The sequence below is a fragment of the Pseudolactococcus insecticola genome, from assembly GCF_011170065.1.
In the GTDB taxonomy this organism is placed as follows: domain Bacteria; phylum Bacillota; class Bacilli; order Lactobacillales; family Streptococcaceae; genus Pseudolactococcus; species Pseudolactococcus insecticola.
Genome location: NZ_BLLH01000011.1, coordinates 41,566 through 63,713, shown reverse-complemented (window position 1 = coordinate 63,713; position 22,148 = coordinate 41,566). Strand labels below are relative to the sequence as shown.

The window sequence follows — 22,148 nt, the reverse complement described above, 5'->3', positions numbered from 1 at the left end:
AAAAAGTGGGTTGGAAAGATTTCTTTAATAATGTATCTTATAGTTTGTAAACTAAAAAAAGAAAGGTTCATATATTTATGAATAAGAAAACTAAATTTAGAGTTGGTGCATCAGGTGCTGCCTTGTTGGGTGGCATTGGTCTTGTTGCTGTCTCTCAAAATACTGTGCATGCAGATGACGAGGTTGGCGATGTACGTGTCTATGTCACACACGACGCATTAGATAATCAAATCGAACGTGCCTATTCAACTGACCTTGATCCAACACAAGACGCAGACGTTAAAATTGTCGCTGTAGGAGACGATGCGATTACTAAAGCAATCGCAACTGCTAAAGCTGACTATGCTAGCCAAACAGCTGACATGAAAGCAAAAATTGATAAATACGTTTCAGACTTACAAGCATTTCAAGATGCTCATAAAGAAGTAACTGACGCAGAAGCGCTTGTAGATCAATTTAACGCAAAAAATCAAACGCTAATTAACCAACTGGTTGCTCAAGGTGTTACTGTAAGTACCTCTACTAAAGCTGTACCTTATAGTCAATCAACTGGTAGCGACGGCGTTAATACTTATTTGACAAATGCTAACAGTGACGTTGCAAGCGATGCTGCAGATGCTTTGGCTAAAGTTACTGCTCAAAATAAACTTGAAAGTGATCTTGCAACTGCAACTAACAAATTTAATGTTGACCAAAATAATCTTTCAGGTGTTACTTTAAGCAATACTGGTACAGTAGAAGCTACTACAAGTAATGTTTCAACTTATTACGATAGTATTATTGCTAAAGCTAAAGCTGCTAATACTAAATATAATGCTGCGGTAGCAGATTATAGCAATTGGGTTTCAAACTATTCAACTGCGGTAACTAATGTTCAAAATGCTAAGCAATTAGCGTTGCAAACACTTGAAGGTCCTGCTTATCTTAATAAAACAGTTGCTTCAAGTAGCTTAGCTGATGTTAAAACAGCAGCAGTTGCTTATATTACCAACAATCCTAACTTAGGTATTACAGCTACACAAATCAATGCTATGACAACCTCTCAGGATATTGTCGATTTAATTGCAGCAAATACGCTTATTTCAGGAACTATTCTACCAGTTACTTCTTATTCAAGCTATACAACAGCTGATAAGTTTAACGCTTATGTTAGTTATATTACTTTTAATTCAGAAATTCAAGTCGCTTTAAAATCTGCAATGGGTGTGTCTACACTTCCGGCAACATTTACGGCAGCTGATATTTCAAGTGTTATTGCTAAATATAACGCAGACAATGGGACTAATTTTACTTCTATAAGTGCTGTTTTAACTGATATTGTAAGTCAAGAAGGTATTTCATATGGATCAGTGACAACTACACAAGGGCCAGTCCCTCCAACACTACCAGTTGTTACTTATAAAACTCTGGTTTATACACCAAAAACATACAGTGTTTCAATTCCGACTTACACTTATGATGCAACTGCTTGGGAAGCTAGCTATCAAGCAACTAAACCTAAAAAACCATCTTTAACTTATCATCTTTATGATATTATTTCTCAACCTGAAAATTCAGCTGATGGTACTAACCGTGATGAATCAACTGCTTATGGTGATAGTGGGACGAAATCTGATCCATACGTTGCGCTTAAAGGTCAAACTATCGGCGTTAAGATGGATAACGATGATATTCCAGCATATCGTGGTGGTGAAAAAATTGAAGGTACGCAATCAAACGATATGGTAGTTTTCCATAATTATGTTATGGAAATGAAAGTCCCTACAAATGCTACTGTAGATTTAACGTTGACTAAAAAACGTGCTTTAGCAGATGGTTTTAATGTTTCTTATGATGATGTTCTTCATATTTTGACATTCACGGCTACAACTGATTTACTTACAAAAATCAACCTTAATAAAGATGCAAGTTATGATGTACCAACACCAATTGCGTTTATTACGCTTAATGATGATGATGCAACATATGCCTTTAATTTTAAAACGACGATTAACGATGAGTATCAAACAACTTCAAATACGATTTATTTTGAAACAAGCTCTGCTGATCCAACTAAGCATAACTACAATACTGACACAGGTGTTAAAATTGATGGCTATAACTTGTTGCCAAGTGATGTAAATGAATATCATATTACATGGGACTTGAATCAATATAAAGGGTCTAACGTCGATTCTCTGATGATGACTAAAGGACTTTACTATATTGATGATTATCCAGAAGGCGCTGTTTCAGTTAAAACACCTAAGTTTATTGATTCAAATGGTAATGCAGTAAGTGGGATTTCATATACAATCTACGATTCAATTGCTGATGCGCCAGCAGACGTTCAACAATATGTTAAAGATGCAGGTGTAAAAATTGACGGTAAGTTTATCCTTTACTCAGTAGATAATGTTGCAGACTTTAATAAAAACTATATTCAAACTGGTAATACAGTTACAATCGTTCAACCAATGGTAACATTGAAAAATCCATCAGTAGAAGGTGGTTCTTACAGTAACGTTGCTTATCAAATTGACTTTGGTAATCTTTATAAGTCAAATACAGTAACAAATACTGTTCCTAAAATTGACCCACAAAAAGATGTTATCGCACGTGTTGGTGATTTGACTTCACTTGCAGGTAGTGAAATTCAACTTAATCAAGTATTCGATTATCGCCTTGAAGGCGCAGAATTGCCGAAAAACTTGGCGTATGGTGTTGAGTCTTATGAATTTTATGATTTGATTGATCCTAATTATGACCAATATGATGGTATTTATATGGTAGAAGCTACTACTGATATTGTTCTTAAAAGTGGTCGTGTAATCAAAGCTGGTAGTGAAATTACTAAATATACGACTCAAGAATTGCGTCGTACTTCTGATGATACAAACTTGCAAACAGTTTATATCTACTTTGACCCAGAATTTTTGGATCAAATTGATTGGAGTAAATCAGAATTTGGTGCTGACGTATACGTTCAAGTAAAACGTGTTGGCGCTAAAGAAGGTATTCCTAACCAATATAAAAATATTATTCAAGGTGTTGAGTATCTTTCAAATAAAGTAACAACTAACACTTATGATTACGGTGTCGCAAACTTGATTCACTATGTGGATGAAAATGGAGACCCATTGCTCGCTACAATTGCTGGTACGTCAAAAGTTAAACCTGATGCTCCTATTATTCCAAATGCGACACTTGTTAAATCAGCAACACTTGATAAAAATGGCGATTGGGTGATTACTTACAATTCGCTTACATCATCAACAGATATTCTCAATAAGTTTGATCAGTTAGATGATACTGATAAAAAACTTCAAGAAAATATTGATGAAGTAGCTGCTGATTTGGACGCTGCTAAGATTGACTTGAATGGTAAGATTGTTACAGTTCAAACCAATCTGGATAAGGAAACAGCAGCACGTATTAAAACAGATGCAGATGCTAAGGCGGCAGCCGATAAAGCTTTGGCGGCAGAGGCAGAAGCCCGTGCAAAAGCAGATGCTGATGAAGCAGTAGCTCGTGCAAAAGCAGACGCAGACGAAGCGGCAGCTCGTGCTAAAGCAATTGCTGATGAAGCAGCAGCTCGTGCAAAAGCAGTTGCAGATGAAGCAGCAGCTCGTGCAAAAGCAGACGCAGACGAAGCGGCAGCTCGTGCAAAAGCAATTGCTGATGAAGCAGCAGCCCGTGCAAAAGCAGACGCAGATGAAGCGGCAGCTCGTGCAAAAGCAGACAAAACACTTCAAGCTAACATTGACGCTATCTTTGATTCAAATCTCGATTATGTTCGTGTTATGAGTGATGCTGATTATCAAGCTAAAGGTTTCCCAACTCCAGCAGGACGTGTTTTAGGAACAGCAACTTATGATAGTACTACAAAATTGTGGTCAATTCCTGTATATATTGAAACAGGTGAACTCGTTGACGCAATTGCACAATTGAAATCAATTGAGGATGCTAAAATTACAGATTTGACTGCTTCAACAACAGCAGCAGATAAAACACTCCAAGCCAATATTGATGCAATCTTTAAATCAAATCTTTATTACACACGTGTCATGAGTGACACTGATTATAAAGCTAAAGGCTTTACTGCTCCTGCAGGATATATCGCAGGCGATGCTGTTCAAGATCCAACTACAAAAGTATGGTCAATTCCAGTTTATAAAGAAACTGGCGAACTTGTCGATGCAATTGCACAATTGAAATCAATTGAAGATGCTAAAATTACAGATTTGACAGCTTCAACAACAGCTGCAGATAAAACACTTCAAGCTAATATTGATGCTATCTTTAAATCAAATCTTGATTACACACGTGTCATGAGTGATGCTGATTATAAAGCTAAAGGATTTACAGCTCCTGCTGGTGAAGTTTTAGGAACAGCAACTTATGATACCACTACAAAACTGTGGTCAATTCCAGTATATAAAGAAACAGGCGAAGTTGTTGACGCAATTGCACAATTGAAATCAATTGAAGATGCTAAAATTACAGATTTGACAACTTCGACATCAGCTGCAGATAAAGCGCTTCAAACTAATATTGATAATCTTCTTACGTCAACGCTTGATTATACACGTACTATGACTAAAGCTGATTATGAAAAGAATGGATTTACAGCTCCAGCAGGTAGAGTTTTAGGTCAAGCAGTTTATAATGAAACTACTAAAATGTATTCAATTCCTGTTTATATTATGACGGGTTCAGCAGTAGATTTAGTAGCTAATCCACCAGTTGGAACTTCACTCACAACACAAACAGTAACTACTGCTGTTTCATCAACAACAGCTCCTGAAGTAGTAGTACCTGAGGATGATACATTCAGTACGTTTATGATTGGTACTGTAAGTGTAGCACCCGTTGTTATTAACTATTCAGGTTATGAACTTTCATCAGTGACATTTGATAATGCGCGGGGTGGTTGGATACTAACTTACAAGAAAACAGTAAAAAAAGCATAAAATAATTTCTTAAAAAGATAATTACCTAATAACTTGAGTTAAAAGTGGGTTTTTATAAAGAAAACTATTTAGTACAATTTATTTGTTACATGGTAAAGCGACATAGCGCATAAAATAATCATTGTCTATGCAAGTGGGTGGGAAGCCCCTCAATATAAAATAAAGGATAGGAAAAACATGAAATTTTCTAAAAAACAAAAAAGTATTGGCGTTGCCTTCGGCGCAGCAGGTGCATTTGGTGTCGCAGCAGGTGCTTTGGTTAATGTTCAATCAGCAAGTGCTGATAGTGTTTCACAAACATCGCTTGATGCTTATGTTGCAGGACAATTAGACGAATATAAAGCTTTGTATACAAATGCAACAGCAATTAAATCAGCTCTATCAGCTGGTGACTTGTCTAAAGCATTGGACACAGCTCCTTTCCAATTCACATCAACAGATAATAAATTGGGATCATACATGGTTGCACCGACAGAGCAAAATTTGACGTCTATCTTTACGTCATTGAACGCTCTTAAATCTTCAACAGTGCCTGCAGCTAAAACACTTTATGCCAAATGGTCAGCTACTGGTCTTGCAGGTGTTACAGCAGATAATGCAACTGGTGCGCAAATTATTACAGCAGTTAATTTCATTAACTCAAACTTGCCAACAGGTGCACCAAAAATTACTGCTAATGGCGGTAAAACAATTACTTCTTACAGTGCTGATACACCTCTTGATATTAACGCAACTGTAATCGGTATTTCAACAGATGCTTCTGGTAATAGTGCTGTTAATATTGTTCTTGGGACAATTGATGGTACTGACGGCAAGTCAGCAATTACAAATTTGGCTAATTCAAGCTCACTTGCAGATGTTGAAGCAACAGCTGCTAAAGTAGATTCAGCCACAGTTGCTAAACTTGATGCTACATTTAAAACAGCACTTCAAACTTATGTTGATAGCGCAATTTCTGGATATACTGGACTTAAAACTGTAGATACTTCTAAAACAACTTCGGCAAGTGATATTGATGCCTTGATGACTAAAATGGGTATTGCACTTTATGATGCTAATGGTAATCAAACAAACGCTGATTCAGCATTTACAAATGCTTTGAACACATATGTAACAGGACTTTATAAAGTTATTAATGGTTCAATTTTTGTAGGTGCAGATGAAGCTAAATCTGAAGCTGCAGTTGTCCCAGAATTTGCTTCATTAGTCCAATCAGCAGAATATTCTGCTAGTGTGCCACTTGCAACTGGTGCTACAAGTAATGCTACTAATTCAAATACCACAGGAGATGCTGATGTAACACCTCCAACAACTCCTGCAAAAGATACTTCAAGTGATACAGCTACTTCTACAGACGTTGACGTTACTGTGCCAGTTACACCAACACCAACAGTTGTAACAAATTTTGTAGATGAAAATGGTAAAAGTATTTCCGCTCAAGTTAATGGTTCACAACCTAAAAAAGATATTACAGGTTATACCTGGGTGAGCACAACAACTGATTCAGATGGTAATACTGTTCATCATTATAAAGTAACCCCTACAGTTACAGTGCATACTAACTGGGTTGATGAAAATGGTAATTCATTAATTGTACAACAAGATGGTACACAACCTAAAAAAGATATTCCTGGCTATACGTTTGTAAATACAACAACTGATTCAGATGGCAATACTGTTCATCATTATAAAGTAACTCCTACAGTTACAGTTTACACTAACTGGGTTGATGAAAATGGCAAAGACCTGATTGTACAACAAGACGGTACACAACCTAAAAAAGATATTCCTGGCTATACGTTTGTAAATACAACGACTGATTCAGATGGCAATACTGTTCATCATTATAAAGTAACCCCTACAGTTACAGTTCATACTAACTGGGTTGATGAAAATGGTAAAGACTTGATTGTACAGCAAGACGGTACACAACCTAAAAAAGATATTCCTGGCTATACGTTCGTAAATACAACAACTGATTCAGATGGCAATACTGTTCATCATTATAAAGTAACCCCTACAGTTGGAGTTCATACTAACTGGGTTGATGAAAATGGTACACCATTGGTTGTACAACAAGATGGTACCCAACCTAAAAAAGATATTCCTGACTATACGTTTGTAAATACAACAACTGATTCAGATGGTAATACTATTCATCATTATAAACCAGTAGTTACAGTGCATACTAATTGGGTTGATGAAAATGGTAAAGACTTGCTTGTACAACAGGACGGCACACAACCTAAAAAAGATATTACAGGTTATACGTTTGTAAATACAACAACAGATTCAGACGGTAATACAATTCACCATTATAAAGTAACACCTAAAGCAGCAGTTGCGGTGCATACTAACTGGGTTGATGAAAATGGTACACCATTGCTTGTGCAACAAGACGGTACGCAACCTAAAAAAGATATTACAGGTTATACTTTTGTAAATACAACAACAGATTCAGACGGTAATACTATTCATCATTATAAACCAGTAGTTACGGTGCATACTAACTGGGTTGACGAAAATGGTAAAGACTTGATTGTACAACAAGACGGCACACAACCAGTTAAAGATATTACAGGTTATACATTTGTAAATACAACAACAGATTCAGACGGTAATACTATTCATCACTATAAACCAGTAGTTACAGTGCATACTAACTGGGTTGATGAAAATGGTAAAGACTTGATTACACAACAAGACGGCACACAACCAGTTAAAGATATTACAGGTTATACGTTTGTTAATACAACAACAGATTCAGACGGAAATACTATTCATCATTATAAACCAGTAGTAGCAGTTATTACAACTGACTGGGTTGATGAAAATAACACCCCTCTTGCTACACAACAAGAAGGTGCACAACCAGTTAAAGATATTCCTAAATATACTTATGTGAATACAACAACTGATGAAGATGGCAACGTTGTTCATCATTATAAAGCTGACGTTGTTACAACTAACTGGGTAGATGAAGATGGTAATCCACTCGCTGAACAACAGGACGGCGTTCAAGATAAAAAAGACATTCCAAACTATGAGTTTGTTAATACTACAACTGATGAAAATGGTAATGTTGTTCACCATTACAAAGCAATTGTTAAGGTAACAACTGACTTTGTAGATGAAGATGGTAATCCACTTCTTCCTCAAGAAGAAGGTACTCAACCTGAAAAAGATATTACAGGTTATACGTTTGTTAATACCACAACTGATTCAGACGGCAATACCGTTCATCATTACAAACCAGTTGTTAAAGTAACAACTGACTTTGTAGATGAAGATGGCAACCCACTTCTTCCTCAAGAAGAAGGTACTCAACCTAAAAAAGATATTCCAGGCTATACGTTTGTGAATACAACAACTGATGAAGACGGAAATACTATTTATCACTATAAGAAAACACCAGTTGTTGCGACTCCAGCTCCAGTGGTAGCGACTCCAACTTCAGCTCCAGTAGCAGCAACACCAGCTCCTGTAACTTACGATGCAACACCAGTATCGGCTGAACCAACTATTCCTGCAACAGCTCAAACATTGCCTGAAACAGGCGAAGCACAAAGCGTTGCAGAAATTGCTGCTGGCTTGGCTGCAATGGCACTTGGAAGCCTTGGCCTTGTTGCTAAAAGCATGAAGAAGAAACGTGAAGGCGAAATCTAAAAGATAATTTTTAGAGGTGAGCTATGACAGTTTTATTTCGCGACCTTTTCCCTTATTTCATCGAGATTGTTAAATACGTTCTGATTATAGCTATTTTTGGCTTGATTGGATATATGAATCACCCGTCTTTGAAAAAACGGGTTTCTGGGAACACCGCTGACTTACACTTCTCTAAAAGAAGTGCAGAGGTTACGGCTATTAACCAAAGGCAATTCCTGCCTATACAAGTTTTTACGCTTTTGTAACGCGTGTTTTATTTCTTGAAATTTGTTCCAAAATAACAGCGTGTTTTTCTGGGTCTGACGCCCATTCCAAAATGTTTTTGGCTGCGTTTATATCCCGATCAATTAGATGTCCAAAACTATTAGTGTATTTGCGAACAGACAAGTCATGTTTTATGACTTCTTGCGTTTCATAGTCGACTTGAGTTGTATAACTCGGGTCGATTTTTATTAACGTTTTGCCATACCATTCAGTTTTATAAGCCAACATCTCGCTCAATTTATACCATGACGCGTTGGCGATTGCCCGTGCAAGTTTATGATTTTTCATCATTTTGCTTGCTTGAAGTTTTTCAATGGCAATCACGTCGTAGTTTTTGACTAATTGTGTGGTGTACTTATGCAAGTAGTCTAATCGTTGATTGGCAATCTTTTCCGAGTATTTAGCAATCATATGCTTGGCTCTCGCATAGTTGCTAAAATCATCAAGTGTCAATTCCTGCCCAGTCAATTTTTTTGTGTTGTGTATCACTTGTATTGCCCTGTTACGTCGTCTAGCTAATCGTACCTCCCAGTAAAGTTTCTTTTTAGCTAACTGTTTATCAAAACGAATATTAGGTAGTTTGTATTCGTCTGATTGAATAGCTAAATCAGCTAAACCGAGGTCTACACCAACTGACTTACCAGTTGTGTCGTAAGGCTTAATTTCTGTTTCAGCTAAGACCATGGCATAGTATTTCCCTGTTGGACTAATACGTACTGTGACACGTTTTATTTTTCCATTTGGAATAGCCTTAGCCTTGAAATACACTGCGCCTAATTTAGCTAATTTAAGATGTTTGTCATCAATTAAGCTCATTCCCATTTTAGTCGTGTAAGACTTACGTGCGAACTTACGAGATTTAAATCGCGGTTGTCCACCTAACTTTTTAAAAAACCGTTTGTAGGCATCTGCTAATTGTTGATTTGTTTCTTGCAAAGCTGTGCTATCTGCTTCATTAAGCCATTTCAACTCTTGCTTTAGAACAGTCAATATGCTATTCATGCCGAACGTATTAATGAATTTAGCATTTTTGTTATTCTTATAGCGAGCTTTTTGCATCTCAAGCATTTCATTCCAAACATAGCGTGAATGGTTGATTGTAATATCAATCTGTTCTCTTTGTGAAGCATTGGGATATAGCCGTAATTTGAAAGCTTTCAACTTTTGCATTTGCTTTTTTCTCCTTTCGTATGGTATACTTTATTATATCATATAATAACCAAAAAGAAAGCGCATGCCATTTAAAAAATGCCGTGTAGGTGATTACGTTTGTCAAAGAAAAGAGAACCAATTCATGAACGTGGCTACGTTTATAATTTTCATTTTCATCTAGTTTGGGTAACTAAATATCGTCGTTCTATTTTTAAAACGCCAGAGCAAGTCTTAAAGATGAAAAAAATACTCTACGATATTGCAAAAAACAATGAGGTGAAGATTGAAAATTTGGAAGTCATGCCAGACCATGTTCATATGTTAATCAGTTTCAAACCTAAATATGCACCTACCAGTATAGTTAAATCTTTCAAGGGCACATCAGCACGCCTATGGTTCACAGCATTTCCTGAAACTAAAGAAAAGCTCTGGGGTGGTCATCTTTGGTCGAATAGCTATTTCATGAGTACACTAGGCGATATGTCACGAGATACAGTCGCAAACTACATTAAAAACCAAAGAACCCAAAAAGCAGCGAGTGGGCGACCTGCTAGCAAGAAATAAATATTAGTGTAGTGCATGCTTACATCCCCCCATTGAAATGAGGGGTTTTTCGCTCGCCTATAATAATTGTCGATGAGATATTGTGAAGTCAAACTAAAAGGGAAAGCACTAGCAAAATTCACTGCTAGTGTTTTTTCTTCGTGAAAAACGTAGTTAAAAGTGCCTGTTTTTTTGCTATGTTTTAGGCTATTATTGAGATAATCAAAAAGTAGGCGGTGTTAAATGGCGTTTTTTAATAAAGATAAAAGTAATAGTAAAGATAATCCGTTAAGAGTAGATCCCTTAAGTGGGAATGGCGTTATGGATTTGCTTGAGCAAAGGCGTCTTAAAGAATCACACGAAGATGATTTATATGACTTTTATGATAATCAACAGTTGGTCCGAGGTAGCCGTGACGTTGTTCAAGAAAAAAGTTTGTTTCTTCCAGTAGTATTATCAGTGACAGCATTTTTAGTTTTTATGATACTAATAGGAATTATCAATAGTATTTTAAGGATGATACACGCTGTTAATCCTGAAACTGGTCAGGTTATGCAGTTCAACCTAATTAGAAGACTTCTTTTTAGTTTTTTAGTGGCAATTACAACTTTTGGCATAGCATATGCTTATTTTAACAAGACCAACGCAACAAAAAATATATTAAATCGTAATGATGATATAAATGATTACAAAAATGATATGCACGTTATGCTGCCAAGGGAAATTATACGAGATTATAAGTTCGTGCCTGATGCTAACGTAGAATTCACAGGTCACGTAACGGCAATTGTTGCACATTTCATGGTTAAGAATGATTTAAAGAGTCCTGTTAAAGTGACTGTAAATGTTCCTGCGAGAAATAAACAAGGAAATGTTATCTTAGTTGATGAAGAAGGAAATCAAAGAGTTTCTAATTCAGTTACAGGATTTGATGATCGTTCGTTTAACGAAAAACCTTTATTTCAAAATAAAACTTTACCGATGTTTGATGAAGATTTAGGAAATGATTTGTTTAATGTTGCTTTAGTAGCAGATTCTCAAAGAAATTATTATCAGATAGATGATTTTGAAATTTCTAAAAAAGATATGCCATTAAGACAGCTAATAAAGGATGATTGGAAAATGCCTACTTATGAACATGGACGCCCTGCAGGTGTTTATGCGAGTATTTCTGAACCAGGACATGTTTTAATGATTTCTGCAAGTCGTTCTGGTAAAGATGTGACTTTAAATAATCCTTTTATCGACATATTGATGCGTGAAAAATCTAAGCCAAATATTATTATCAACGATACTAAAATGGAAGCACTTGTTGAACATGCTAAAATGGCTGAGGTTCGTGGATATGAACCTATACAGTTTAACCTGATGATTCCAGAAAATACTGACGGCTATAACACATTTGGTCCCGCTATTGAATCTACTCGTACAGGTAGGTACGAAGAAGTTGCTAAAAGAACGGAAGTTGTAGGCAAATCACTTTTTTCAGCAAACGGTTCAAGTGATCCATTTTGGACGGATGCTTCAAATAATATCTTCAAGCGCCAAAAATTGGAAATGCTTAGTTATTATATGAACGAAGAAAATTTGATTGTTTATAAAGGCCGTAAAAACAATTGGTCGGAAGAGTTTGTTAGTAGTAAAATAGATGAACTTTGGGGATTTGATATACCTTCTAATTTATATTATGCTATCTCAGATTTAGTTTCGAAGTTCACTGACGATCCTAGTTTAACATTTTTAACAGATAATGTTCCTGAAAATGGTAAAGTCGATTTAATGACTATTCTGTTTGATGGTATGATTGATGTACTACCCGAAAATGTGCTTACAACGTTTGCCTTAAATGCTCATAACGCTTTAGCTCCAATGATGGCGTCTGAGAAGACGAGAGCGTCCGTTTACGGCGTTTCTTTAACAGGCCTATCATTCTTTGTGGATCCAGTTGTTATGCGTCTGACCTCTGTTAAGCCTTCTCAGTCGCTCGATTTAGAAAGCCTTTCGTTCCCTCGTATGGTGTCAATTAAGTTTTCGTTTTCTGCATTTGAAACATATGATTTAATTGGAGATTTAGTTGTTTGGCATGCGTACAGAGATTCAGAATTTACCGATATGTATCCTGATTCTTTGTTTGGATATGAGGGAATTGTAGATGGTAACGCATGGGCGTCATATTATATTCGTGGGAAATTTGAAAGTTCTACTATATATATTAGAGCATCTGTTAAAGATTTAGCTTCTGAAAAACGTTATGAAAAATTTTCTATTGATTTTAAATTAACACTTGAGTATAAAAAAGATTTAAGTGGTGAAAATTATGTGATAAAAAATGGTCGTATGTTTTATCATGGGGGAGTACTTGAGGTTATTTCAAAAAAAACATACACTACTTATGCTAAAAGGTTAATACGTGAAGATAACGGCAATTTAAAACCAGTCATGGAAGAAAAAGAAGTTTATTATATTGATAAAACTAAAGTTAGATATACGACAAGACCTAAACAAATTTATTTAATCACGCCACCACATATGATGATTTACCAAAAACAAATCATTACAATTTTGACTCAGTTAATTGATGCTCAACTCGAACCGTCTTATGTCGTTGATAAAGACCAAAAGCCTTTTACGTCAACTTATTATTTCTTTAACGAGTATGGTAACTTACAAGCAGACGGTAAGGGAATTGAAAAAATGCCAACATATGTTACAGCAGCGTTGGCTCAAGAACAGTTCTTTATTTTTGCAATTCAAGCCTTACAACAAATAAAGAAAATGCACACAGATGATGTTTGGCAAATTCTCCAGTCTAATGCCAATGTAACGATGTTTATGAAGTCATCCGATAAAGCATTGATTAGTCAGTTATCAGAAGCAAGTGGTACGAAACACGAAAGTCATGTAAATTCAAAAAGTCTTACCATGGATACTAAGAAAATGATTCCAAGTGATAAGTCTGATGGTAAGATTCAATATACTAAGACAACAAGTGAACGTCCTGTTCTTGAAAAAAATGATTTCTTGAATCTCTCTCAAGGTAGATTAGGTAATACGATTTCGCTTATTGCAGGTTCTTCCCCAATTGTTGCGAGAAATGAATTAATGTTCCCTGCCTACTTTAGACTCAATAGAGATCGAAATATTGAGTTGCCTAAACTATCAGGTGCTTTGATACGTACGAAAGAGGGGACTGTTAATTTATCACGTTATCGTCTTGATACGGACGCTTATTTTAGAAAACGAATTGCGCAATATAAGATTGCACCGTATGCTACTGTTTATTATAATGAACAAAACGCTTATTCAATCGACTATATTAAGACATTAAACAGCGCTTTTTATTCTCAAGAAGTTATGCTTCAAATCAATTTGTTCATTGATTTAGAAAATGACTTAAAAGAAGAGATTAAAAGCTTTGAATCTAAGTTGAAATCTTACAACGGTGTTTTGGAAGAGTTTAACGGTTTTGTTGATATAGATAAGATTGAAGAACGTCATATCAATTATTACTATTATATCCAAGGACTTTTTGCGGTATCCTTTGAAGAATATAAGGACACGAAAAAAGGAGAAAGATTTGTCAAGATACATGAGAATAAAAAAATTGAAACACTTGCTTTGTATATCAATTTCTTAAAACTTTTCAAGGCATTTTATAGTCAAGAATTTAAAGATGTACTTCTGGATGAAATAAAAAATTACGATAATAAATCTGAGATTATTAGTGCAGCGATTAGTTTGTGTGTTGATAAAACTTCAGATGAATCTACTGAATCAAATAAACAAAAATACGCTAATGCACTTGCTCTTTTATCTCTTGATAGTAGTGATGTAGTTGAAAGTATTGAGGATCCTTTTAAAATTGCATATAATTTATTTGTTGATGAGATTAACAAAGTTTCTCTTGAATCGGATGAGCTTGAGTTTTACCCTGTTAGCTTGATTCGTAAAATGAGTTCTGTTATTTCAGACTTTCTATTTATTGGCGTAGTAGAGGGTGCTGTTAAAGGACTTAGTGAAGAAACTCTTATAACTTATAAGAAGCAGTATGGGATTCGTGTTAAAAATTCTCATATAGATGTTGAAAAAGGTATGAAAGATATTTCTGATAAAGATATTTCTAAAGTATCACATTCTACACTTACAGAATTTGAAGAAGACCATGAAGTTGATTTTGAAGTGAATGATCAGATTCTTAATGAAGCGATGAATTCTACTATTGAACAAGTATTACTTTTTCAAGATGTTTATAATACTAATATTGTTGAAAACTTTGTTACTGGGTCAGTAATGGATTCAGATCTTGTCTCTGTTTTGAGCCTAGCTTATCTGACAATGCTTGAAGAGAATAACTATTCTTTAGATAGTGATTTTATTATGGATAGTGATGGCAATTTGTCATTTAATGATGATGCAGTATCTAAACAAATACTGAGCGCAGCTCATTTAAATTGGTTTAAGAATGAAAAAGATGTTGTTCAGCCTATTGCTGGGGAAACACTTATTGCAAGACAAATCAATGAGAAAGATGAAATCATCAACACTCAAGATGTTGCAAAAAATACTAAAGCATTCGTTTATGACGGCGTAAGTAAAGAAAGCGTTGACGCAGATAATGATGGCTTGCAAGATTATACGAGCGAGATGGATGATGATGCTAATAACATGGATGTATTTAGATTTACAGGCTTGTTTTTAACGATTATTAGTGATCCTGACAGTAAGTATTTCATTAAGAATATTTTTGAAGGTAGACTTTTCAAAAAGTTTGTTGAAATGTATAATGCGCGTGATAATTCAGATGATGATTTCACTGATAATTTGTATGATTGATTCATGAAAAATAAGGGCTAAAAGTGCCTTTATTTTTTTAATCGTTTTGTTAAAATTGCTTTAACGATTAAATTGGAAAGATGGACTAAAAATTGGCAAGAAAAAAAGTAGTTAAGCTTAATCAATCCGTAATTACTGAAAATAATACTAAAAAGGTGTATATAGGTGAAGATTATTATCATGTTTTTGATAGTTCTTCTCTGACAGAAGAAACTGACAAAAAGACGCTTGATGAAATATTTGAAGGAATTGATTTTTCGACAGATTCTGGTGATATAGTTTTGAATACGGAAGAAATTGAAATTAAGGAAGATAAAGTCCAAAAGAAAAACGGTGTTTATGTAGGCGTGTACTCAGTTCATTTATCTGGTGCATACTCACAAGGTTGGATGCTTAATTTCTTTGGGGACTGGTTTGATAAGTCAACGCCAGATACGTCATTTACGCTGTTACAATCGTACGATTATGTACCCGATGATAAATTAAGTAAGATATTGAAGAAGTCTAGCGGTTCACTTAACGCTTCAGATATGTCTGAAACAAATGCGACTAAGCTCTCAGAACAAGTTGGTGCATTAGGCGATCTGACTGCTGATATGGGACGAAATTCAGAGTTTTATAACGGACACTTAAGACTGATACTTAAAGCTAATTCAAAAGAAAATCTGGAAATACTTATTTCAAAATTAGTTAAAGAGATTTTATCCAATAATACTTTTAAGTCAGGGTATAAATTTGCATTTAATGTACCACCTGTAACACCAGTTTTTGGACAAGTAACTGAAAATATATCTCCTATATTAAATCGTTCTGCCAACGATTTTTTAGAAGGTGGTTTACAGTCTTCAAGGACAATATCGGGTAGTACTTTGTTTCCGATGTCGTTTGCAAGCTCTCGCCGTGGTCTATATCTTGGAACAAGAAACTTTGATTATATGAATGAGCCAGTTCTTGAAGATTTCACTGACGTAGAACATTTAACAGTTATTGGGGATATGGATTCTACCAATAACATTGTTGATTCAATTATTCAAACAAATCTTATTGATGGTGGTAAAGTAGAAGCGATTAGTCTACATAAGAATCCATATAAAGGAATTGATTTAAAAAATGCAATGACAACTATTGGTACTAAAGAAGATCCTATCAATATCTTTGAATTTTTCGGTAATCGAAAAGATTCAGTAGAAATCTATAATTCAGGGTCTGAGCGTATCTTGCAAAGTCTTTTAATGTTTATAAAGAAAAACGAGATTAGTACGTCAATTGAAACTGAACTAAACAATATATTAAAAAACTTCTATATTCAAAATCACGTATGGAATGAAAATCCTGATGCTATGATGAATGATCTGCGTGTTATTGTAGATGAGCACGAAACAGTGGATACTTTTAGAGATTTTATTCAATATTTAGCACAACAAAGGCAAGCAGCAAATGTTAATCAATTTGCAGGAGCTAAAACACTTGATGATTTATACGGCGTTTTCTCGGATGTTCAATCTAAATTGTCATCTTATATGGATAAAAAGACTTCATATTCCCTTGATGAAAAATTGAAAGCCCCTTTTAACTTAGTTGACTTAGCAAATATTATGAACGCTGATTCAAAAGGTGGTCTTGCAACTATGATTATGAGTTATATCTCAAGGCTGCTTGCATTTGATGATACTGACAATGAACGTTATAATCATTTTACGTTAGTGCTATACGACTGTGATTTCTATGATGAACGTATCACTAAATGGCTTGACACTTATATTACCAAATTTAACGGTAGAAGAAGGATTGATAATCTTTCGCCTATAAAAGTCGTTTATCAGTATAACGATATTGAAAATGCGATTAAACAAAAAGATTTCAATAAGATGATGAAGAACTCGTTTGTTTCACTTGCAAGATATTTCTCAGAGCCTATTTTAAATGAAATTTTAGAGTATCGTTCATTCCCAGAAATGCTTAATGAACGCCTTGTTAGTATTTCACAAATTGATAAAGGTAATGGTTACGATGATGTTCATTTTCTTTATTTAAAAGGACGGGCAACTATCTTTACGGAAGAGGTGATAGTGAAATGATAGAATCACAAAATAAAAAAATTTTCAAATATAAAAATGCTGGAATAGTAAAATATAAAAATAAAGAAATAATAAATTACACAAATAATAAAACAATAAAATATAAAAAAAGCAAAACGTGTAAAACAATAATTAGTAAAACTTTGTTGTCAGTTGTGCTATTAGCTAGTCTTGCAGGTGCTAGTAGTGCAACTCATGTATTTGCTGATACAGACACCTCTACAACAGATACCTCAACAGTTGATACTTCTAGTTCATCTGCGGAAAGTGATGTCAATGGGCAAACAGATTTTTCGTTTGTGTCAGCGTTTCTTTCTTCAGCAGTCGGACAAGGTAGTAGTTTTGTTCCAAGTGATACAAGTGATCCTGATCAAGCGAAAAATGCTGCTTTATTTAAGACAAACTTGTCTGCTTATTTAGCGGATGCAGGAGATTCATCACAAGCAAGAACAAATCCATCATCGGTGACTTCTCGTGCAGGTTCTTTAATTGGTAATATAAGTTCTGTAACAGCTACTAAAAATAGTCAAACAAAGGGGAAAATTGTTACCAATTCAACAGCAGGTGCTGAGAAAGGTGATTCGGTAGTTGTCTATGATAAATCTTTTCTTGATGATTTAGATGCTAAAAGTGGGACGTCGGCTTTTAACAACTATTATAGCATTGGCCAATTTAAAGATAAAATAACCAGTGGTCAAGAGCTTACAAAAGGAGATATTGATAAACTCGAAAAGTGGAATAGTAACGACAGTTCGTTATTAGGTGCTTATAGTGATGTATATAACACTGTAGTTGGCAAGATTGTTGATTTCTTTATGTTGATTGATATATTTGCATGGTTAGCTAAACAGACGGCCTTTGCTGGATTACAGACTATTGGTTATGTAATTTCTGCTTTTGCTTTGTTGGGTGGTATTACACTTGCTTACATGCGTCAAAGAAATTTACGTGGTTCTGGTAAAGTATTCGGCAAGTTTATTATTCGTGTATTGCTTATTTTTGGTTCTGTTGGCTTAGCATCATCATTAGTTTATAGCATGGGCGATAATATAAAATCAGTTCTTCAAGTTGACGCTACTAAACAATCTGAAAGTGATTATATAGCAAGCCATGTTTTGAGTTTTAAACGATACGTAACAGAGTCTCGTTTCAACACTGCTGATATAGATAAAAATAATCCAACATCTGAGCAGGCAATATTAAAAATGAATCAGATGGCTTGGCATGAAACAGATTCTAAACAATTAGCTGCCGATATTTTAAATGACGCTAAAAATAATGTAAGCGATTCTTCAACATTTACTGCTAGTACAATAGCAAGTAGATTTTCTGTTTCCCTTAAAGATAGCAATTCTGGTACAAGTTGGTCAAGAAAAATCTTTGATTTAGATCCAGCAGATACTGATGATTTCTTCATTACAAATAAAGTTACTATTGATGGTGATGACCCGTTGTCAATTACTACTAGGTCTGGTCTTGTAGGTAGTACTGGTAGTGATGCTTTAGGTAGTGTTTCAAATACAGTTTCAGATAAAGGACTTTCACCATTAGCAACTTATAATATTTTATCTTCAAAATTTAATTCTGATAATGTTGAAGTATCAAATACAACTGCTAATGATGACTTACAATATGCACCATATTATAATTATGCTGATATGAGCGTGGTTGGTATGGGCAAGATTATTTCACTTTTCTTTGGGCTATTTTTGATAGCTGTAACTTTTATTGGCGGATGGTTTTTTGTTCAACATATTGCAGAAGCTTTGGCAGCCTTATTTAAAGGCGTGCTTTCATCAATTTTAGGTGGCATTCAATTTATTAGTGAGATTGTTGTATCATTTGTTGGTTTCTTTGCAATTGCACTTATGGGTGTTATCTCTGCTAATGTAGGGGCTGTATTATATGGTACATTGAAAGATATACTGGGGTGGTTTAAATCTGATGCAGAACAATCAAGTGGTGGCGGTTTAGGTAAAAGAATCGTTAGCGGTATTTATAACGTGATATTATTGGGACCAATTAAGTGGTTCCTTGAAACAGTTATCTTCCCACTTATTATCATTGCACTTACAGTTGTTATGTTTATCATACTTAAAAAGGTAATCACAACTCAATTGGAAAAAATGACTGCTAGACTTTTGAGCCTAGGCGAAAGAATGTCTGGCGGTATTTATGATAATACTGGAAGTACAGTCGTTGGTTCATTAGCTGGTGCAGCAGCAACTTCTGGCGTTAGTGACGCAGCAGGAAATGTTGCTTCTAAGGCGGGTGCAGGTGTTAAACAAGGCGGTAAATTAGCAGCAATGGCTGTTGGTGGCGTTGCTGGTGCAGCTTTATCTAGGGCTGGTAATGCAATAGATGCAAAAGTTGCTAATGATAACGAAGAAAAAACAAATCAAGAAAATAAAGCTAACATTCCTAATAATGTTGGTAGACCAACCGCTTCAATTCCAGCCGCTGGTAAAGTTGATAATAATGATAAGTTGAAAAATTCTGCACTTGACGACATGAGTGATGAAGAACGTGCTAAATTTGATAGCTTATCTCCAGAAGAACAGGAAGAATTCTTGAATGGTGAAGATGCTGTTCAAGCGTCAGATGGATCAGAAATGGCAGAAGTTAATCCTGAAACAGAAGCATCTAATAATATTATTGATGGGGATAATAATGAAATAGAACCTGTTGAAAATGCTAATGATGATATTGATACTCCAGAGGTTGCTACTGATGATGCAATTGTTAATGACGAATTTGATGGAAATACATTAAGTAGTGATGCTGATAATAGTAATCTTACAAATGATATTGAAAGGGGTAGTTTAAATGATAACGTTATAACGCCACTTTCAGACCAACCAGTAGGTGCAGATAATAATGCTATCGTCAGTGATAATCTTACTAATGATGTTGAAAATGGTAATCCAAACGATAACGTTGAAAATACACTTTCAGACCAACCAGTAGGTACAGTTGATAATGCTATCGACAGTGATAACTCTAATGACGTTGAAAATAGTAATCCAAACGATAACGTTGACAACACATTTTCAGACCAACAAGTAGGTGCAGTTGACAATGCTATCGGTAGCGATAACCCTAATGACGTCGAAACTGGTAATCCAAACGATAACGTTGACAACACACTTTCAGACCAACCAGTAGGTGCAGTTGACAATGCTATTGGTAATGATAACCCTAATGACGTTGAAAACGGCAATCCAAACGATAATGTTGAAAACACACTTTCAGAACAATCAGTAGGAGCATTCGACAATGTTATTGGTAGTGACAATCCTAATGACGTTGAAAATGGTAATCCAAATGATGATAAAACTGATTCTAACGGAAATACTATCAATGCGCTTAATCAGCCTGGTTCTCAAAAGGTTGAAAATTCTAATCAAGAAAATGGTGGTAAAACAGATATTGCTGGTAATACCATTAATCAAAATGATAAAGATAAAAACCCATCAACGGCTCGCCTTAAAGATGCTCAAGAGTCTCTTAATAAAGCTAAGCAGGACCTTAAAAAGCCTATTTCAGATGAGTTATCAAAAGTTCAACAACAACCAAATGTAGGCGTTAAAGATAAAGTTGTTAGTGATGCTACAGATAACAAACCTAAGACTGCTGCTGAAAGGGTTAAATCTATTAAAGATAAAGTTGGTAGTGTTGCTACAAGTGAACCTGTTAAAAAAGTTGGTAGAGGAACACTTAAAGTTGCATCTGCTACAGGTTCGGTTGTAAAAAATGGTATTAAAGATTCTACATCAGATTTAACTGGTAAAAACTTTAAAAATAATACTAGCAATCGTCTAGCGGCTCTACGTTCAAGACAAGCATATAAGGATTTAACTGATGGCGATCCTTCAAATGATCGTCAAGCTCTGAACAAATTAGGGTACGGTGAAAAAAGTAATACAAGTACGTATGATGCCGCTTTTGCAGAAGCGCAAGCATACAATCAACAGGTTGATTCGACCAATTCACAAACGGTTACAGGTGATTCTCCAAAGACATCTTTAGATAAGACTTCTAAAAAATCTGGAAAAAATCTGCAAAAAAATCGTATCAAGGAAGCCGAAGAAAATCAATATTTTGAGTAATCATAGACAAGTGCTTAAGGCACTTGTTTTTTGTGAAAAAAATAGTGAAATTTTGATGATTAGTAGTGTTTTAGACAAAAAGTGGGTTTTTTTTGTTTATCTGATAGTGTATTCTATTAATATATTAAAAGAAAGGCTTTTTAAAGGTACTTAAAATGAACAATGGTTTTGTAGTTGGAGATGCTAGCGGCATTTTTGATCGTATTAATACTGTATTGACTAATGCGACTCAAAGTATTACGACAATTGGTACGACAGGAAAAACTCTCTTGGCAGCAGTTGCAGTTGTTGTATTTGTTCTATCTCTCTTCTTTATTCTATTCACATTTTGGAAACGTCGTAAACCTGAAGGAAAACAACAACACAAATTGGGTGGGGTGTTTATCCTTGCTCTTGTTGCGTTAGCTTTTTCAACTGTAACTTTGATTGGTACTATCCAATCAGGCGGTTCTGGCGTGTCTAAGGATATTGTAACGACAATTACTGGCGAATAGTCAATTATTTCATTGATGAATTCAGAAAGAAAAGAATCGAATCATTAGCGATTCTTT

The 22,148-nt window shown here is 35.1% G+C and carries 8 protein-coding genes; 7 read left to right on the top strand and 1 reads right to left on the bottom strand.

All coding sequences use genetic code 11. The features are described from left to right. Positions 1 to 77: 77 nt before the first annotated feature. On the top strand, positions 78 to 4,952 hold the full coding sequence (locus Hs20B_RS08655; protein ID WP_172357605.1) for an SspB-related isopeptide-forming adhesin: 4,875 nt from the start codon (positions 78 to 80) through the stop codon (positions 4,950 to 4,952). Between the two features lie 177 nt (positions 4,953 to 5,129). Then, positions 5,130 to 8,618, top strand: coding sequence for a MucBP domain-containing protein (locus Hs20B_RS08650; RefSeq protein ID WP_172357596.1), 3,489 nt, complete (start codon positions 5,130 to 5,132; stop codon positions 8,616 to 8,618). Between the two features lie 231 nt (positions 8,619 to 8,849). Here Hs20B_RS08650 and Hs20B_RS08645 read toward each other — a convergent pair whose 3' ends face one another. Further along, positions 8,850 to 10,052 carry a transposase gene (locus Hs20B_RS08645; protein WP_228407535.1) on the bottom strand — a complete coding sequence of 401 codons (1,203 nt, stop codon included), beginning with the start codon at positions 10,050 to 10,052 and terminating at the stop codon, positions 8,850 to 8,852. Between the two features lie 99 nt (positions 10,053 to 10,151). On the opposite strand from Hs20B_RS08645, the gene tnpA reads away from it, so the two are divergent. From tnpA to Hs20B_RS08620, 5 genes are all read left to right on the top strand, one after another. Beyond that, positions 10,152 to 10,598: an IS200/IS605 family transposase gene (tnpA, locus tag Hs20B_RS08640; protein WP_172357594.1), complete on the top strand. Its 447-nt coding sequence runs from the start codon at positions 10,152 to 10,154 to the stop codon at positions 10,596 to 10,598. 222 nt (positions 10,599 to 10,820) lie between these two features. Further along, positions 10,821 to 15,410 carry a TraM recognition domain-containing protein gene (locus Hs20B_RS08635; RefSeq protein WP_172357582.1) on the top strand — a complete coding sequence of 1,530 codons (4,590 nt, stop codon included), beginning with the start codon at positions 10,821 to 10,823 and terminating at the stop codon, positions 15,408 to 15,410. 92 nt (positions 15,411 to 15,502) lie between these two features. Beyond that, positions 15,503 to 17,488 (top strand): hypothetical protein, encoded by a 1,986-nt coding sequence (locus Hs20B_RS08630; protein WP_172357573.1) that lies wholly within the window; start codon positions 15,503 to 15,505, stop codon positions 17,486 to 17,488. Beyond that, positions 17,485 to 21,597, top strand: a complete 4,113-nt coding sequence (locus Hs20B_RS08625) for a hypothetical protein (protein WP_172357571.1) — start codon at positions 17,485 to 17,487, stop codon at positions 21,595 to 21,597. The genes Hs20B_RS08630 and Hs20B_RS08625 overlap by 4 nt, the downstream gene beginning before the upstream one ends. A 155-nt stretch (positions 21,598 to 21,752) precedes the next feature. Then, positions 21,753 to 22,091, top strand: coding sequence for a hypothetical protein (locus Hs20B_RS08620; RefSeq protein WP_172357569.1), 339 nt, complete (start codon positions 21,753 to 21,755; stop codon positions 22,089 to 22,091). The last annotated feature ends 57 nt before the right edge of the window (positions 22,092 to 22,148 follow it).